The sequence below is a fragment of the Pseudonocardia benzenivorans CB1190 genome, from assembly GCF_000196675.2.
Taxonomy (GTDB): domain Bacteria; phylum Actinomycetota; class Actinomycetes; order Mycobacteriales; family Pseudonocardiaceae; genus Pseudonocardia; species Pseudonocardia benzenivorans.
The window spans coordinates 6,497,556-6,513,067 of record NC_015312.1; the positions used below are offsets into that span (position 1 = coordinate 6,497,556).

The 15,512-nt window shown below is 72.7% G+C and carries 14 protein-coding genes; 5 read left to right on the top strand and 9 right to left on the bottom strand.

The annotated features are described in order from the left end of the window. Window positions 1-2: 2 nt before the first annotated feature. The 4 genes from PSED_RS30820 to PSED_RS30835 form a co-directional block, all read right to left on the bottom strand. Window positions 3-1,133 (bottom strand): FAD-dependent oxidoreductase, encoded by a 1,131-nt coding sequence (locus tag PSED_RS30820; protein ID WP_013678134.1) that lies wholly within the window; start codon window positions 1,131-1,133, stop codon window positions 3-5. A gap of 49 nt (window positions 1,134-1,182) precedes the next feature. Then, the gene (locus tag PSED_RS30825) at window positions 1,183-2,601 is read right to left on the bottom strand and encodes an APC family permease (protein ID WP_013678135.1); all 1,419 of its coding nucleotides are present in this window, start codon (window positions 2,599-2,601) and stop codon (window positions 1,183-1,185) included. 74 nt (window positions 2,602-2,675) lie between these two features. Further along, window positions 2,676-4,115, bottom strand: a complete 1,440-nt coding sequence (locus PSED_RS30830; RefSeq protein ID WP_013678136.1) for an amidohydrolase family protein — start codon at window positions 4,113-4,115, stop codon at window positions 2,676-2,678. A gap of 200 nt (window positions 4,116-4,315) precedes the next feature. Further along, entirely contained in the window at window positions 4,316-7,351 is a 3,036-nt protein-coding gene (locus PSED_RS30835; RefSeq protein ID WP_041760159.1) for an AfsR/SARP family transcriptional regulator, read from the bottom strand. 121 nt (window positions 7,352-7,472) lie between these two features. Here PSED_RS30835 and PSED_RS30840 point away from each other — a divergent pair, with 121 nt between their 5' ends. Next, entirely contained in the window at window positions 7,473-8,276 is an 804-nt protein-coding gene (locus PSED_RS30840; RefSeq protein ID WP_041760160.1) for an alpha/beta fold hydrolase, read from the top strand. A 111-nt stretch (window positions 8,277-8,387) separates the two neighbouring features. On the opposite strand, the gene PSED_RS30845 is transcribed toward PSED_RS30840, so the two are convergent. The 3 genes from PSED_RS30845 to PSED_RS30855 are packed head-to-tail and all read right to left on the bottom strand — an operon-like array spanning window position 8,388 to window position 10,687. Then, window positions 8,388-8,948, bottom strand: coding sequence for a MarR family winged helix-turn-helix transcriptional regulator (locus tag PSED_RS30845; RefSeq protein WP_013678139.1), 561 nt, complete (start codon window positions 8,946-8,948; stop codon window positions 8,388-8,390). 15 nt (window positions 8,949-8,963) lie between these two features. Further along, window positions 8,964-10,175 (bottom strand): acetyl-CoA C-acetyltransferase, encoded by a 1,212-nt coding sequence (locus PSED_RS30850; protein ID WP_013678140.1) that lies wholly within the window; start codon window positions 10,173-10,175, stop codon window positions 8,964-8,966. Between the two features lie 59 nt (window positions 10,176-10,234). Next, the gene (locus PSED_RS30855) at window positions 10,235-10,687 is read right to left on the bottom strand and encodes a MaoC family dehydratase (RefSeq protein WP_041760161.1); all 453 of its coding nucleotides are present in this window, start codon (window positions 10,685-10,687) and stop codon (window positions 10,235-10,237) included. Between the two features lie 275 nt (window positions 10,688-10,962). Here PSED_RS30855 and PSED_RS30860 point away from each other — a divergent pair, with 275 nt between their 5' ends. The 4 genes from PSED_RS30860 to PSED_RS30875 all read left to right on the top strand — a co-directional run bounded on the left by PSED_RS30860 (window position 10,963) and on the right by PSED_RS30875 (window position 13,878). After that, window positions 10,963-11,892: an ATP-binding protein gene (locus PSED_RS30860; RefSeq protein WP_013678142.1), complete on the top strand. Its 930-nt coding sequence runs from the start codon at window positions 10,963-10,965 to the stop codon at window positions 11,890-11,892. Between the two features lie 37 nt (window positions 11,893-11,929). Further along, window positions 11,930-12,739 carry a SirB1 family protein gene (locus PSED_RS30865; protein WP_013678143.1) on the top strand — a complete coding sequence of 270 codons (810 nt, stop codon included), beginning with the start codon at window positions 11,930-11,932 and terminating at the stop codon, window positions 12,737-12,739. Window positions 12,740-12,811: 72 nt separating this feature from the next. Further along, window positions 12,812-13,621: a 5'/3'-nucleotidase SurE gene (surE, locus tag PSED_RS30870; protein ID WP_013678144.1), complete on the top strand. Its 810-nt coding sequence runs from the start codon at window positions 12,812-12,814 to the stop codon at window positions 13,619-13,621. An 89-nt stretch (window positions 13,622-13,710) separates the two neighbouring features. After that, window positions 13,711-13,878: a hypothetical protein gene (locus PSED_RS30875; protein WP_013678145.1), complete on the top strand. Its 168-nt coding sequence runs from the start codon at window positions 13,711-13,713 to the stop codon at window positions 13,876-13,878. A gap of 49 nt (window positions 13,879-13,927) precedes the next feature. On the opposite strand, the gene PSED_RS30880 is transcribed toward PSED_RS30875, so the two are convergent. Beyond that, a complete protein-coding gene (locus PSED_RS30880; protein ID WP_013678146.1) occupies window positions 13,928-14,317 on the bottom strand; it encodes a hypothetical protein in 390 nt (129 codons plus the stop codon). A 43-nt stretch (window positions 14,318-14,360) separates the two neighbouring features. Beyond that, window positions 14,361-15,509 (bottom strand): acyl-CoA dehydrogenase family protein, encoded by a 1,149-nt coding sequence (locus PSED_RS30885; protein ID WP_013678147.1) that lies wholly within the window; start codon window positions 15,507-15,509, stop codon window positions 14,361-14,363. Between the last annotated feature and the right edge of the window lie 3 nt (window positions 15,510-15,512).

Below are 15,512 nucleotides of genomic sequence, written 5' to 3' on the forward strand. Positions count from 1 at the left end.
CCTCACCGGGCCCCGAGGGGCCGGTGTCGCGCCGCCTTGTTCAGCTGCCGGTCCACCCACGGAATCCTGGTCACCGTCTCCAGGACCTGGCTGCGCCGGTGCGCGAACCGGTCCGGCCACGCACTCGCGACCCGACCGTAGAGGTCGGTCCAGCGCTGGATGTGGTCGGTGAGTGGGCGCTCCTCCCGCTCCCAACGGGCCAGCGCGGTCGCGACGTCGGCGTCACGCTCCAGGTACTCGGCCAGGGCCAGGCAGTTCTGGAACGTCAGGTTCGCACCCTGTCCGAGGTTGGGCGGCTGGCCATGGGCTGCGTCGCCGACGATCGCGGCGACGCCACGCGACCACGCCCGCGGTGTCACCCGCATGGCGCGGTCCCAACGGCCCGAGTCGTCGATCCGCTCGATGATCCCGCCGAGCATCGGGAAGGAGGCGAGCCAGGACTCCTTGTCGACGGGCACGCGGCGGCCGGCCTCGTCGTCGACGGGACAGCACAGGCAGACGTAGTCCACGTCGTCGGTGCAGGGGTCGTAGAGCAGCCGGCGCGACCCGCTCCAGTACTCGGTGACCTCGGTGTCCGGGTCGTCGGGGCGGCGCGGGATGAGCAGCCGCGTGTAGCCCTCGTCGAGATAGTCGACCCGCCTGGTCAGCAGGAGCGCCTCGCGCAGCCGGGAGAACACCCCGTCGGCCGCGACGACGAGGTCGGCCTGCAGCGTCTTGCCGTCCTCGATCTCCAGCTCGCCGCGCGGGGTGATCCCGATGGCCGTGGACCGCAGCTCCACCTCGACGCCGAGCTCCCCGACGCGGGCGATCAGCGCGTCGTAGAGATCGGCCCGCGGCGGGAGGATCAGCCGGTCCTCGGTGCCGAAGGAACGACGCAGCAACGGCCGACCGTCCTGGTCGCGGGCGACCATGGTCTCGATCCGCTTCGCCCTCGCCGTGGCGGTCTGCTCGACGCCGAGGGCCTCGAGGGAGCGCAACCCGTTCTCCCACAGCCAGATCCCGGCGCCGAACATGCGCAGGTCGTCCGACCGCTCGTGGACGCGGACGCTCCATCCCTTCTGGGCGAGCGCGATCGCCAACGCGAGTCCGCCGAGGCCGGCACCCGCGATCTCCGCGTGCCTGGTCGTGCTCATGCAGGGTCCTTCCGTGGTGCGGTGGGGCCGTGGGGTGGCGGCGGAGGGCCTACAGCCGGGCGGCCGACGTGCGCCGGCGCAGCAGCTGCTGGCGGTAGAGGGCGCCGCGCTTGGTCCGCGGCACCACGAACATGTCGTAGAGGACGACGACGACCACCAGGGCGGCCCACGTCGTGGCGGCGGCCCAGTCGGTCGCCGCGATGGCGATGCCGACGATCGCGGTGACCACCAGCAGGAAGACCGCGAGCGGCGTGCCGAGGCGGGCCACCAGCGGCCGGTCGAGATCCTTGCGCCGCTTCATGAGCAGGTAGAACAGCGCGACGAAGAAGTACAGCGTCGCCGACCACGTCGACAGCACGTGCGACACGAACGTGAAGTCTCCGATGTAGACGCCGATCAGCGCGAAGACCGCGAGAATGAGGATCGCCACCCAGGGGACCGAGCGGCGCGAGTAGCGGCCGATGACCCGCGGCAGGGCGCCCTGCTGACTGTAGAGGGCGAGGATCTTGCCCATGCCCATGAAGTAGACCGACAGCGTCGTGTAGGTCGCGATGAGCATGGCGATCAGCGCGAGGAAGAACAGCGGGTTGTTCCCGAACTTCTCCTCGACGACCCCGATCGTCGGGACCGGCATGAGCACCAGCGCGGCGATCGGGAGGCTGCCCAGGATGCCGATGGCCAGCGGGATCTGGCGGATCCACAGCTGCCACGCCGCGGACAGCAGCCCGATGTCGCGGGAGCGCCGGAAGTCCTTCCACTCGTCGACGAGGACCTGCTGGACCTCCATGATCCCGGCCATGATCCCGAGCCAGAGGCCGACGATCGTGAAGAAGCCGAGGAACGTGATGGGGGTCGGCGAGGGCCAGTTCAGCGAGAACGAGTCCGCGTTGGCGATCAGGGCGAACACGCAGATCGCCAGCACGATGTCGGCCACGAGCGTGATGACGACGAGCGTCGACTGCACCTTGCCGGTGATCTGGTGGCCCAGCAGGTTCAGTGCCAGGACCGGCACGAGCACCACATAGGGCCAGATCGCCGCCGGGACGCTCGGGAAGAGCAGCGCGAAGAGCTCGTTGGCGATCAGCAGCTCCAGCCACATGAACGCGCCGTACACCGGCGCGTAGAGCACGAGGTAGCTCGTGCCGAGCGGGAAGACCCCCGCCTCACGCGCGTAGGACTGGAGCGACCCGGGCTCCGGGACGGCGGTGATCATCTCCCGGTACAGCCACCAGGCCGTGTGGATGATCACCACACCGCCGACGAACCCCAGGATCGACCAGAGGATCCCGAAGGACGAGGCGATGAACACGATCCACGCCCAGCCGGCGGTGAAGAGCATCTCACCGGTGCCGATGGCGGAGACGTCGAACCAGGAGAGCGGTTTCTCGTCGACGAGCTCGATGTCGTCGAGGCCGTCCTCGGACAGTGCGTCCGACAGGGGGTCGGAGATTTCGTCACTCGTGGACACGGGCGTCCCTCTCTCGTGGGTGGGATCACGGATGGGGCTTACACGGTGCGGTGTGGGCCGCCGGACACGGCTCCTCAGAAGGTGCCTGCGGAACGTTCCCGACGGCCCATGTCCGAGACCAGGTCGGCGGCGCGTTCGTCGTCGAAGCGGAACTCCCCGGGCGTGGCGAGGTCGCGAGGGTCCGCACCGTTGCCCAGCCCGTGGACGACGTCGTAGGTGAGGTCGGTGACCGAGTAGCCGATGCCGCGCTCGTGTGGCCACGAGCGGGCGATGGCGTCCTCGTCGAACTCGACGACCCGGCCGTCCTGGACCACCGTCTCGATCGCCTCGCGGCGCTGCAGGACGGTGATGTCGGCGACCGGGTCGCCGTTCACGACGATCAGGTCGGCGATCATTCCAGGGGCGACCGTCCCGATCCTGCCCTCGAGGCCGAGCATGAGGGCGCCGTTGCCGGTGCCCGCCTGGATGGCCTCCAGCGCGGTCAGTCCCGCGTAGCGCATCAGCAGCTCGAGCTCCCGGGCGTGCCAGACACCGTAGGGGCTCAGCGAGAACCCGGAGTCCGTGCCGAGGACCATGGGGACGCCGGCCGCGTGTGCCCGGTGCAGCGCGTCGGCGGACTTCTCCAGCATCCGCTTCATCCCGTCGCGCAGCGGGGCGGGGGCACCGACGAGATGGCCCCAGTCCCCGGCGTTGGCGAGCAGCAGCAGGGTCGGGACGAGCGGCGTCCCGGACTCGGCGAGGTGGGCGACGGTCTCGTCGCTCAGGATGTTGCCGTGCATGATCCAGTCCATGCCGGCCGTGACGGCCGCGTCGACCTCCGCCGAACCGCGGGCGTGAATCGTGATCTTCTTGCCGAGCTGGTGGGCGAGATCGGCGAGCACCGTCATCTCGTGCGTGGTGAACGCCTGGAAGTCGCCGTAGGGGCTGTCGGCGAGCTTGATCAGGTCGACGCCGTTCTTCACCTGGTGGCGGACCTCGTCGATCATGTCGTCGAGCCGGTTGTGCACGATCCCGATCGAACCCTCGGGCACCCCGACGGAGTCGGGGTACCAGTCCGTGAGCCCGTTGCTGGTGGACAGGTAGCGACCCGCCGACGTCATGCGTGGGCCCTGCACGACCCCGTCGCGGATGGCGTCGCGCAGCGCGACCCCGATGTAGTAGCTGCCCCCGGGCTGGGAGATCCCGGTGACCCCGGCGCGCAGCACCTTCTGCGCGTGGAAGGCGGCCTTCAGCGTGCGCGACTCCGGGCTGGTGTAGAGGTCGATCTCCTCCTCGGACCGCGACTCGCCGTAGGTCATGTGGCAGTGCGCGTCGATCAGGCCGGGCATGACGGTGCGCCCGGTCGCATCGATCTCCCGCAGGGTCTCGCCGCGCGGCACCTGCTCACGCGTGACGTCCGCGCCGACCGCATGGATCAGGCCGTCCCGGACCAGCACCGACGAGTTCGGGACGGGCGGGTTGCCGGCGCCGTCGACGACGGTGCCGTGGGCGATCAGCAGCCAGGTGGACGGCATACGCCGGGCTCCTCGTTCCTTCGTGCGGCCGAGCCGGCCGCGGGGTGATGCGGAACCGTGGCGTGCGGGCACCGGAGGACGGAAGCGGCGGCGTGAACGGCAGCGAAACGAACGAAGTACCCACACGCGTCCGTGCGCGTGCCCGAGCCGGTGTCGGCAGGGTCCGTACCGCCCTCACGAGGGGGCGAAACCGGGCCTGATCAGCGGCGGAGATCCTCGACCAGCGCGCACGTCGTCGCCGACGGTTTCGTCCCGAGCTCGCGCAGCGCGCGTTCACACGATCGGTACGCGGCGAGTACCCGGTCCGAGTCCCCCACCGCGTGTGCGAGCCGCATCTGCAGGCGCCAGCCCGCCTCCCGGGCCGGATCCGCCCGCAGGACGGCGGCCAGCAGCTCTTCCGCATGGCGGAAGGACCCGGTCTCGTAGGCTGCCTCCGCCGCCTGGAACCGGACGTCCTTGAGGATCTCCGCGAGCTGGGCACGGCGTTCCTCTGCCCACCCCGACCGGATGCCCGGCAGGTAGTCGCCGCGGCCCGCGATCGCGAGGGCGTCGAGCAGGAGGCCGAGCCGGTCGGCTCCGCGCAGGGCCTGGGCCTGCGCGAGGAGCGACACCACCCGTTTCGACTCGGTCGTCACCCGCACCCGAGATGCGAGCCGCACGACGCCGGGACCGGTCTCGGTCTCCAGCACGTCCGGTACCGCCTTGCGCAGGTGCAGGATCGCCTGCCGCAGGTACGACGACGCGGACTCGTCGCGTCGCCCCTCGAACAACGCATCGAGCAGCTGCGGGCGGGTCGCGTGCTCACGCTCCCCACGGTTCGACAGGTACGCGAGCAGCTCGACGCTCTTGGCGAGTCGCGGCTTGACCTCCTGACCGTTGAGGATCACGGCGGTGCGACCGAACTCCGCGACGTGTACCGCGGCGCCGATCACCTCACCGAGCCCGCCGACCCGCGCACTGAGCGCACGGCCCAGCTCGTGCCATGCGGACTCGGCCGTCACCTCGAGGTCGAGGCGACGCGCGAGCACGTCGGGGAACTCGGCCAGTGCGTTCAGCAGGATGTGGGTCGAGCCCTGGCCCCTGGCCGCCTCCAGCGCGACATCCGCCGCAGTGTCCGCAGCGTCCTCGTCCCCGGTCCGCCAGGCGGCTTCGGAGAGGTAGACCGCCGCGGCGGGCAGGTGGAGCAGCCGTCCGCCTCGCTGCATCCCCTGCACCGCGGGCCGCAGGTGGGCGATCGCGGCGTCCACGTCGTCCTGGGCGAGGGCGATCCGGCCCTGGACCGTCGCCAGGTGCTCCGCGATCAGCGAGTAGCTGCGTCCGATCGAGCTGGCGACGAGGGGCCGCAACGCCCGGGTCGCCGCCGCCGGGTCGTGGTCCAGGCGCAGGGCGAACTCCGCCTCGATCAACCGGCTGTAGGCCTCGAACAGGACCGAACCCGTGCCGGCGATCCGCTCGCGCCCGTCGCGCAGCAGACGCCAGGCCGCCTCCTCCTCGCCGAGCTCGGCCATGAGTCGAGGCCCGACCAGCGCCTGGAGCCACACGCTGTGCTCGCTGACCGCGTCGACGAGGCGGTGGTAGAGCTCGAACGCCTCGGCGGTGCGGCCCGTGGCGAGCAGCCCGGACACCATCCAGGAGTCCGCGGCCCGCTGGGCCCACAGCGACGCGGGGCGGGTGTCCATCTCCTGGAGCCGGCCGAGGTCGAAGTGGGCTCGCATGACCAGGGCGTCGAGCGGTCCGCCGCTCAGCGCCCCCAGGCCGGGTGCCACATCGTCGGGCGGGGCCTCGACGTCGACCATCCGCATGGCGTACCGGGCGGCGTCGACGTCGGGCCCCGGCACGCCCGACTCGATCACCTCGCGCATGTCCTCCGGACGTCCGGCGTGCAGGTAGCACCACGCCATGAGTCCCGCCGCCCGTCCCGACGCCTTGGCCAGCTCGTCGCGTCGGCCCGCGGCGTCGAGCCGGTCGGCGAGCCGGACACCCGCGGCGTAGCCCTCACGGACGACGGCGAGCATCAGCTCGGCTCCGGCGAGGGCGACGTGGTGCTCGCGGCGCACCGGCTGCAGCCGTTCGAGCCAGCGCTCGGCCGTCGGGAAGTCCGTGCGCTCGATCGCGCGCTCGAGGGCCGGCTGGACCACCGCCATGGCCTCGTCCAGTGCATCCGCAGCGAAGAGCTCTTCCAGCGCCTCCTCGTCGTGTCCCGACGCCAGCAGCAGCCGCGCGTAGGCCATCCGAAGCCTGCGCAGCTCCTCCTCGCCGCGTCGTTCGAGCCGGCGCAGGAGGAACTCGCGGAACCGGGGATGGCAGCGCATCCGGTCGCCGTCCCAGCTCACGGGGAGCCGCCGCCCGCGCAGTGCGTGCAGCCGCGACGAGGCCCCGCGCAACCCGACGGCCTCGGCCGCACGCGGCGTGACCTCCTGCAGCACGGCCGTGGTCACGAGGAAGTCCTGGTCGGCCGGGTCCAGCTGGTCGAGGATCTGCGTCGCGAGGTAGCCGTGCAGCGGATCGGCCTCGCCGCCCAGGCCGATGACGTGGTCCGTCGAACGCCAGGCCTCGAACAGGACGCCGGTCAGCCACCCCCCGGTCTCGATCAGGGCCTCCACCGGGTCGATGTCCGTGCGCCCGGACATCTCCAGCGCGTCGGCGGCCTCCTGGACCGTGAGCGCGAGGTCCTCCTCACCCACGGCCGCCACCCACGGTCCCCATCCCGAGGTCGTGACGGCCAGCTCGACCCTGCTCAGCAGCACCAGCCGCGCGGAGGCCGGCAGGTAGTTGACGAAGGCGGACACCACGCCGAGAGCCGCCGGGGAGTCCGCCAGGCGCTCGGCGTCGTCGAGCACGACGAGGACGTCGCTGCCCTCGACCGCCTCCGCGAGGAGCCCCGCGACCTCCGAGTGGGCGAGATTCGCCGCGAGCGCCCCGCTGGCGACACCCCGGATCGCCGGAATCCGGCGCGCGAGCGCCGCCTCGAGATAGACGAGCAGCCGACCGGTGGCGACGTCGGTCGTGTCGAGGTCGAGCCAGGCCAGCGGCCGCTCGAGCCGCTCGGCGGCCTGGAGCACGGCGGTGGTCTTGCCCGCGCCCGCCGACGCGTACACGACGACGAGCCGATGCTGCTCGATCAACCTGGTCAGCAGCGCCTCGACACGGGGCCGGCGGGTGACCGTCGGGCCGAGCGGCGGCGGGGTGATCTTGCGCCGGATGATCCAGTCGGGGTTGTCCGGACGTCCGGTCACACTCACACCTCCGGCGGTTTCGGCCTCGTTCACGCAGTCTGCCTCCGCCGTCCGACATGGGGGTTACGGTCCCCTCCCGAGCAACGGAGGAGCCGAGTTGCCCATCACAACCTGTGGCGCGGTGAGTGTCCACCACGAGGAGACCGGTGCCGGGCCCACGATCGTCTGGATCCCCGGCACAGGTCTGTACGGCCGCAGCTGGTCGCCGCAGACCGACCACTTCTCCGACCGGTACCGCTGCCTGACCGTCGACCTGCGCGGAGCGGGCAGCGAAGGGCCCCTCGACGACCTCACCGTCGCCGAGCTCGCGAGGGACGTCGCCGAGTGGATGGACGCCGTCGGCGTCGGCCCGGCGATCGTGGTCGGGCTGTCGCTGGGATCGGCGGTCGCGCAGGAGCTCGCCCTCGCCCGTCCGGACCTCGTCCACGCTCTCGGTCTGGTCGCGACCTGGTCGTCGACGGCGCGCGAGCACCACATCCGCCGGCACTTCGAGTCGCGCCTGTACGCACTGGAGAACGGGCCGCTCGACGTCTTCGCCCAGTTCGCGTTCTGGATGTCCGCGCCCGCGGTAGTCGATCGCGAACCGGACCTGCAACGCGAGGTGGAAACGCTCCTCGGTGAGTACACGTCCCGCAACCCGCCGGGCACCGCGGCTCACTTCCGGGCCGACCTGTCGCACGAGACCCGGGACCGCCTCGGCACGATCACCTGCCCGACGCTCGTCGTGCACGGCGACCAGGACCTCATCACGTTGCCCTGGTACAACCGCGCGGTCGCGGAGGCCGTCCCGGGCGCCCGCCTCGAGATCGTCCCCGACGCCGGCCACCTCGTCTGGCTGGAACGACCGGCCGAGCTCAACCGCCTCCTCGACGACTTCCTCGCCGAGATCGCCGCCGACCTCGCCGCGTCGCGCGGCAGCGGCTGAGCCGGCCTCGCCCACCTGCCCGGACAGGCGCTTCGGCCGGCCGACGGCGACACCCGGACCCCGGACCTCCATCCGGCCGGTCCTTTCGCACGTCCCCCGGTGGCGGCCTCGTCAGCGTCGCCCGGCGGCACCGGGTGGGCCCTCTGCGGCCCGGGTCTTCTCCATCTCGTCGGCGAAACGGGTCAGCAGGTCGGCGAAGCGGTCGCGGTCGGCCGCCGGCCAGTCCGCCAGCATCCGCGCGATCCCCTCGTTGCGCAGCCGCCGGTTCTCGGCGAAGACGCGACGCCCCTCGTCGGTGGCGACGAGCAGCACCGCGCGGCCGTCGTCGGGATCGGTGACCCTTTCCACGAGCCCCAGCCGCACCAGGTGCGCGACCTGCCTGCTCACCGTCGACGGGTCCGAGTGCACCGCGTCGGCCAGCGCCCGCGAGCGGTACGGGCCGTCCTTCACCAGGTGCACGAGCAGCACGTAGGTGGCTCGCTCGACGCCGTCGGGATGCTCGATCTGGTGCAGGGCGTAGGCGCGCTCGATGAGCCGGACGAGCCGCACGAGCCCCGTGCCGATGCGGTCGGCGCCGTCGATGTCGAGGACCCCCGCGTCGCCGACCGCGGCGGGCGCGAGCCCGCCGGCGCCCGGTTCGGCGTCGGGCGACGGCGGCCGGAACCCGTTCACGACGTGCCGCTCCGCTCAGACGCGCTCGAACAGCGCGGCCAGGCCCTGCCCGCCGCCGATGCACATCGTCTCGAGCCCGTACCGGGCCCCGCGCCGCTGCATCTCACGGGTCAGCGTCGCGAGGATGCGGCCGCCGGTGGCACCGACCGGGTGGCCCAGCGAGATGCCGGACCCGTTGACGTTGAGCCGGTCGAAGTCGGTCGGGGTGAAGCCCCACTCCCGGGTGCAGGCCAGCACCTGCGCGGCGAAGGCCTCGTTCAGCTCGATCAGGTCGATGTCCTTGAGCGCGACCTCGGCCTGGTCGAGTGCCTTGGCGACGGCAGGGACCGGGCCGATGCCCATCGTCCTCGGCGCGACGCCACCGAGCCCCCACGACACGATGCGCGCCAGCGGCCGCAGCCCCAGCTCCGCCGCCCGTGCCGGATGGGTCACGACGCAGATCGCGGCGCCGTCGTTCTGCCCGGAGGCGTTGCCCGCGGTGACGGTGGCCTCCGGGTCGTCGCGGCCCAGCACCGGGCGCAGCGCGGCGAGCACCTCGACCGTGGAGTCCGGACGGATGTGCTCGTCCTGATCGACCACCGTGTCGGACTTCCGTCCCTTCACCGTCACCGGGACGAGCTCGTCGGCGAACCGGCCCGCCGCCTGCGCGGCCGCCGCCCGCTGGTGGCTGCGCACGGCGAACTCGTCCTGCTCCTCGCGCGGGATCGAGTATTCCCGGCGCAGGTTCTCGGCCGTCTCGAGCATCCCGCCGGGCACCGGATGGTTCACCCCGCCCGCGGTGACGCGGCCGCGGGCCAGCGCGTCGTGCAGCATCACGCCCGGCCCGCCCTTGACCCCACGGCGCATGCCCGTCGAGTAGAACGGCGCGTTGGACATCGACTCCGCGCCACCGGCGAGGACGACCTCGGCCGCGCCCGTCTGCACCTGCATCGCCGCGTAGATCACGGCCTGCAGTCCGGAGCCGCAGCGGCGGTCGATCTGGATGCCACCCGCGGTGACCGGCAGACCGGCGTCGAGCGCGACGACCCGGCCGATCGCGGGCGCGTCCATCGTCGGGTAGCAGTGCCCGAGCACGACGTCGTCGACCGCCTCGCCCGGCAACCCCGTGCGCTCCAGCAGCGCCGCGACCACCGTCGAGGCGAGCACCTGCGCGGGGACGTCGCGCAGCGACCCCCCGAAACCCCCGACGGGGGTTCGCACCGGCTCGCAGATCACCGCGTCACGCATCGTCGCCCCTACCTCGATCCCGTCGACCGCCTGCCCGCGGACGGGCCCGGACGGACTGCTCAGACGTACTGGCGGGTCAGCCACTCCGCGACGAGCGCGGGCCGCTCCGACCCCTCGATCTCGATGGTCGCCTTCGTGGTGATCTGGACGCCACCGTCGACGTCTGTGACGTCCGCGATCTCGACGACGGCGCGCACCTTGCTGCCCACGGGCACCGGCGAGGTGAAGCGGACCCGGTTGAGGCCGTAGTTGATGCCCATCCGGGTGCCCTCGATCCGGTAGACCTGCCCGATCAGCACGGGCAGCAGCGAGAGGCTGAGGAAGCCGTGCGCGATCGTCGTCCCGAACGGACCGGCCTTCGCCTTCTCGACGTCGACGTGGATCCACTGGTGGTCCTCGGTGGCGTCGGCGAAGCCGTCGATGCGGCCCTGGTCGATGGTGAACCAGTCGCTCTCGCCGACGGTCGTCCCGACGGCCCCCTTCAGATCGTCCACACCGTTGAAGACGCGCATCTCCTGCCCTTCCCGCGAGGCTCCCGGGCGACCCCGGCCGATCCGGTCACCCTGCCACATCCGCGCACCGCCCCCGCCGCGGCGAGCGCCACACCTGCGGATCCGCTCTCGGTTCGCGATCGCACCACCGGGGGCACTATCGTGCGGCCTGCGACAGGGGCGTAGGGGCCGGGAGCCGCGGGGGCGGGGCACCGGTCCCGTCAGGGAAACGGTGGTGCCATGACGCATCGGGACGGGTGTGCCCGGACGTCCGCGGCACTCGCGGCGGACCCACCGTGACGGCCACCGATCCGCCCGATCCCGTCACCCCCCACCACGAGGGTGTTCCCTTCGGCGGTGCCGGCGCCCTCGCCGTCCAGCTGGCCCCGCGGCTGCACGCCGCGCTCCGGACGGCCGCGCCCGTCGTCGCCGTGCTCGACGAGGCCGAGCGTGCGGCCCTCGGCGCGGAGCTGGGCACGGCGGCGTCGGGCATCGAGTTCCTCGACCCCGCCGACGTCTACCGGGTCCCGGCGTTCACCGTCGCCGTGCGCTGGGCGCGGCTGAGCCGACGGGCCGAGCCGGGCGCGCGGGCGACGGTCGTCGGCCAACACGTCGCGCTGCCCGGCGGCGACGGTCCCGGCTACTGGGCGCGCCTGGACGCGGCGCTCGACGTCGCGCTCGCCGGGCTGCCCGTCGAGGTGCTCTGCCCGTTCCCCGACGGCGACGACGTGCTCTCCCGCACGACGCACCGCACGCTGCTCTCCGGCGGGCACTCCGTCCCCACGGCCGCGTTCCGCGAGCCGCTGGAGGTCGTCGCCGAGTTCCCCCCTCCGCCACCTCCCGACCTGGGTGAGCCCGGGGTCGTGCTGCCGTTCGGTCTGGAGGGCCTCGGCGGGCTGCGCCGCACCGTCGCGACCGTGGCCACCGACGGGGGGCTCCGGACCGAACGGGTCGCCGACTTCGTGCTGGCCGTCAACGAGATCGCCAGCAACAGCGTCGAGCACGGGCCCGGCTCGGGGACCCTGCGGATGTGGGTCACCGACGGCCAGGTCGTCGCCGAGGTGCACGACGCGGGCCGGCTGCGGGTGCCGTTCCCCGGGCTGGTGGCCCCGCCGCCGACGGGGGTGCGCGGGCGCGGGCTGTGGCTGGCCTCCGAGCTCTCCGACGTCCTGCAGGTGTGGAGCGACGCGGGGGGCACCGTCATTCGGGTGACCATGACTCTCTGACCTGCCACCGGCGGGCCCGGCGGCGGAGGATGTCGGGATGGACCCCGTCGCGCGCTTCGGCGCCCTCGTGGGCCGGGGCGAGCCCGACCTCGACGTCGGCGCGCTCGCCATCGCCGCGGGCGCCCAGCCGGGCCTGGACCCCGACCGCTGGCTGCGCGAGCTCGACCGGCTCGCGGCCGCCGTCCCGGCGGGTTCGGGCGTCACCGGCGTCCTGCGCGTGCTGTTCGAGGAGGAGGGCTTCACCGGCAACACGACGGACTACTACGACCCGCGCAACTCGCTGCTGCCGCACGTCCTGCGCCGGCGCACGGGCATCCCGATCACGCTCGCCGTCGTGACGATCGAGGTGGGCAGGCGGGCCGGGGTACGGCTGCAGGGCGTGGGCATGCCCGGGCACTTCCTGGTCCGCGAGGCCGAGACCGGGGTCCATGTCGACGTCTTCTCCGGCGGCCGGCTGCTCGACGACGCGGACTGCGAGCGGCTGTTCCGGGCGTCGACGGGATCGGCGACGCGCTCGGTGCGGTTCAGCCGCGACCTCATGCCCGTCGCGACGAACCGCCAGATCCTCGTCCGGATGCTGGAGAACCTGCGCGGCGTCTACGGCAGGCGCAGGCGCCCCGCCGACCTGGAGTGGGTGCTGCGGATGCGGCTGGCCGTCCCCGGCGCCCCGGAGACCGCGATCCCGCTGCTCGTCGAGCTGGCCGACGCGCTCGGCAAGCAGGCGCGCTGGCCCGAGGCCGCCACGCTGCTGCGCGACGCCGCCGACGACCCCGAGGCGCCGCTCGAGCCGGCGCAGCGCGACGCGCTGCGGGAGACGGCGCGTGCCCAGCTGGCGAACCTGAACTGAACGTCGCGTCCGGGCGGGTGGGGCTGCTCTCGTCCGGCGGTCGGCACGGGCGCCCTCGCCTACCGTGGAGCCGTGGCATCCTCGCGCAGGCTCAGGGCTCTGATCACCAACGACGACGGGATCGACTCCCCGGGCCTCTGGGCGCTCGCCGACGCCACCCGCGACGCCGGCTTCGACGTCGTCGTCGCGGCGCCGCACCGCGACGCCAGCGGTGTCGGCGCCTCGGTCTTCGCGGTCCGTGGCGAGGACGGCGTGGCCGTGCACCCGCGCGAGCTGCCCGGGCTCGACGGCGTTCCCGCGTACGCGGTCGAGGGGCACCCGTCGTTCATCGTCTACGCCTCCGGCCGCGGCTGGCTCGAGCCGAAGCCCGATCTCGTCGTCTCCGGGATCAACCTCGGTGCCAACGTCGGACGGTCGGTGCTGCACTCGGGCACGGTCGGCGCCGCGCTGACGGCGGGCCTGCAGGGCTGGTACGGACTCGCGGTGTCGCTCGACACCGGCTGGACCCCGCCGGAGCACCCGCACTGGGAAGCCGCGACGGCCGGCCTGCCCGAGGTGTTCGACCTGCTGCTCTCCCGCGATCCCGGGACGGTCCTGTCCTACAACGCGCCCGACGTCGATCCCGCCGCGCTGCGCGAGCTGCGGGAGGCGGAGCTGGCCGAGTTCGGCACGGCGCAGGTCGTCGTCGAGCACCGGGAGGCCGGACCGGGCGGCGCGACGCACGGGACGCTGCGGTCGTCGCTGCACGAGGTGGGCGAGCAGCCGTCGCCGACCAGCGACGTGGGGCTGCTCGCCGCGGGCCACCCGACGGTGACGGAGCTGCGGTCGGTGGCCGCCGTCCCCGGTGTCCTGGGCGGGGTGGTCGTCACGTCGGCGCACTGAGCCGACCGCGTAGCGTGGCCTTCGGTCACGCTACGTGTCTACGCACCCCCGGATCGTGACACGGGTGTGGCGCAGGGCACCATCTGCGAATGGACGCAGCGTGGAGCCGCGCCGAGTGGGCGACGCACTTCTCCCGCACGGTGGCCGAGGAGATTCGTCTCGGGATCCGGTCGGGCGTTCTCACCTGGGCCGAGGCCGACGAGTTGCTCGCGCGCCTGCGCGTCGTCGTCGACCAGGCGCTGGAACCGATCAGCTGACGCGCCGCGGACCGGGTGCTCCTCGGCGCCGGTCGGTGCTCGGCGCCGGTCAGTGCTCGTCGCCGCCGGTGAGCTTCTCCTCGAGGTCGTCGGCGACCGCGACGACGACCCGGAACGGCCTGTCGAAATCGCCGAGCTCGGCGTCGGCCAGCGGCACGGAGTGCCGGAACACCGCGACGCCGTCGGTGGCCGCGACCCCGCCGACCACCGACGCGCTCGCGAGGGTCAGCAGCTCGGCGAGGTCGACGTCGGCCACGCGGCAGATCGGCGAGGAGATCTGCGCCCACGCGTGCCCGTCGTCGCCCACGACCTGACGCACGACGACGAGCTGGGTGCGCTCGCCCCTCGTCGGCAGGTTGAACCAGAGCTCCTCGTCGCTCTGGCGCATGATCTCGTAGCGCACACGGACGTAGGACACGAGATCGTCCCAGCTGGCCACGTCGGCTCCTCCCGGTCGTCGCGGCGACGGTACCGCGGGCCCGCTACAGCCCGAGCTGGCGGGCGATCAGCATCTTCTGGACCTCGGACGTGCCCTCGCCGATCTCGAGGATCTTGGCGTCGCGGTAGAAGCGGCCGACGGGGAACTCGTTCATGAAGCCGTAGCCGCCGAAGATCTGCGTCGCGTCACGGGCGTTGTCCATCGCGGCGTTCGACGACACCAGCTTCGCGATCGCCGCCTCCTTCTTGAACGGCTTGCCGGCCTGCATCTTCGCCGCCGCGGCGTACCAGGCCAGCCGCGACGTGTGCGCCCGCGACTCCATCTCGGCGATCTTGAACTGGATCGCCTGGTAGCTCCCGATCGGCTGGCCGAACGCCTCGCGCTCGTGGGCGTAGCGCACCGACTCGTCGACACAGCCTTGCGCGAGCCCGGTGCCCAGCGCGGCGATCGCGACGCGGCCCTCGTCGAGGATCGACAGGAACTGCGCGTAGCCACGGCCGCGCTCGCCGAGCAGGTTCCCGGCGGGGACGCGGCAGTCGTCGAAGGACAGCTCGTGGGTGTCCGAGGCGTTCCAGCCGACCTTGGAGTACTTCGGTGCCACCGTGAACCCGGGCGTCCCCGACGGCACGATGATCGCCGAGATCTCCTTCTTGCCGCCCTCGCGCTCGCCGGTGATCGCGGTGACCGTCACCAGCGAGGTGACGTCCGTGCCGGAGTTGGTGATGAACGACTTCGAGCCGTTGATGACCCACTCGTCGCCGTCGAGGCGGGCGGTGGTCCGCGTGGCGCCCGCGTCGGAGCCGCCGCCGGGCTCGGTGAGGCCGAACGCGCCGAGCTTGGTGCCGGCGACCAGGTCGGGCAGCCAGCGGGCCTTCTGCTCGTCGGTGCCGAAGCGGTAGATCGGCATCAGGCCGAGCGAGACACCCGCCTCCAGGGTGATCGCGACGGACGAGTCGACGCGCCCCAGCTCCTCCAGCGCGATGCACAGGGCGGTGTAGTCGCCGCCCATGCCGCCCAGGTCCTCGTCGACGGGCAGGCCGAACAGGCCCATCCGGCCCATCTTCGCGACGAGCTCGTACGGGAACTCCTCGCGCTCGTAGAACTCCCCGATGACGGGGGCGACGTCCTTGCGCGCGAAGTCCTCGACCGTGCGACGCAGGGCCTCCTGCTCCTCGCTGAGCTCGAGATCCACCGC

Bases quoted from the DNA above. Each gene is read 5' to 3' on its own strand.
- PSED_RS30820 (WP_013678134.1), bottom strand. From the start codon at position 1,133: ATGAGCACGACCAGGCACGCGGAGATCGCGGGTGCCGGCCTCGGCGGA.
- PSED_RS30830 (WP_013678136.1), bottom strand. From the start codon at position 4,115: ATGCCGTCCACCTGGCTGCTGATCGCCCACGGCACCGTCGTCGACGGC.
- PSED_RS30850 (WP_013678140.1), bottom strand. From the start codon at position 10,175: ATGCGTGACGCGGTGATCTGCGAGCCGGTGCGAACCCCCGTCGGGGGT.
- PSED_RS30855 (WP_041760161.1), bottom strand. From the start codon at position 10,687: ATGCGCGTCTTCAACGGTGTGGACGATCTGAAGGGGGCCGTCGGGACG.
- PSED_RS30865 (WP_013678143.1), top strand. From the start codon at position 11,930: ATGGACCCCGTCGCGCGCTTCGGCGCCCTCGTGGGCCGGGGCGAGCCC.
- PSED_RS30875 (WP_013678145.1), top strand. From the start codon at position 13,711: ATGGACGCAGCGTGGAGCCGCGCCGAGTGGGCGACGCACTTCTCCCGC.